Source organism: Cohnella sp. GbtcB17 (assembly GCF_019091135.1).
Lineage (GTDB): Bacteria > Bacillota > Bacilli > Paenibacillales > Paenibacillaceae > Cohnella.
This window is the reverse complement of the sequence record NZ_JAGXJW010000147.1, coordinates 1-1045: the sequence shown is the minus strand read 5'-3', so window position 1 is coordinate 1045 and position 1045 is coordinate 1. Positions and strand designations below refer to the sequence as shown.

1 protein-coding gene and 1 pseudogene are annotated in these 1045 nt (G+C 61.5%); both read left to right on the top strand.

Translation table 11 applies throughout. The features are described 5' to 3' along the window. Positions 1–513: pseudogene (locus KVT38_RS33390) on the top strand (hypothetical protein); the annotation flags it as partial. Next, positions 438–1019 (top strand): family 78 glycoside hydrolase catalytic domain, encoded by a 582-nt coding sequence (locus KVT38_RS33385; protein ID WP_217598045.1) that lies wholly within the window; start codon positions 438–440, stop codon positions 1017–1019. The pseudogene KVT38_RS33390 and the gene KVT38_RS33385, both read left to right, overlap by 76 nt. Positions 1020–1045 lie beyond the last annotated feature (26 nt).

The window sequence follows — 1045 nt, the reverse complement described above, 5'->3', positions numbered from 1 at the left end:
GGCGTCCTGCAAACCGAGTGGTCGGGCGTGCAGCCTGCGCGATATTACAGCTTGAATCTCGCTGCAGGCGACCATCTGGTTCTCGACGATATTACAAGCTCCGACCACGGGGGCAGCAGCCATTTCGCCATTGACAGCGAAGCGGCGTTCTCGCTGCGTTCGCCGGCCGGCGACAACGGCGTGCCGCTGGCAACGATCGGTACGTTCGACCAGTCCGAGTACATCGATCACCGTCCAGGCAGACGGATGCAGACCGACCACCCCGACTATAAAGCGCTGCCGGAAGCCGCGCCTAACGCCGCCGCGCTTGAGGCATTCGCTTCGTGGATCAAGCCGTTCGATCCGTTGCTGTATACGGAGGAAGACGTGTTCGGTGCAAACGTCTGGCGGACGGTCGCCGAACGGAGAGCGGTGCCGAGATCCGTTCTAACGCGATATTGCCGGTTCCCGAGCCGGGCCTGCTGCCCGTATTCGAAGACGGAGACTGCGAGCTGGTCATCGATCTTGGCGTAGAGCGCTCAGGGTTCGTCGGCTTCGAACTGGAAGCGCCCGCCGGCACGATCATTGACGCTTATGGCGTCGGATATATGGGCTCAGGCTACCCCCAGCACACGAACGGGCTCCTCCACACGTTCCGCTACATTTGCCGCGAAGGCAGGCAGTCGTACCTTTCTCCCGTGCGGCGCGGCTTCCGGTATTTGTTCCTGACCGTCAGGGGCAATAGCGCGCCGGTTAAGCTGCACGAAATTTATATCCGCCAGAGTACGTACCCGGTCGCAGATCAAGGAAGCTTCCGCTGCTCGGACGCGCTGCTGAACGAAACGTGGGAGATCAGCAGGCATACGACCCGGCTGTGCATGGAGGACACGTACGTCGACTGCCCGTCCTATGAACAGGTATTCTGGCTGGGCGACAGCCGCAACGAGGCGCGTGTGCACTATTACGTGTTCGGCGCGCCCGAGATTGTGGAGCGCAGCCTGAATCACGTGCCAGGCTCGGCAGACGAGACGTCGATGTAACTCGACCAGGTGCCGAGCGCATGGTA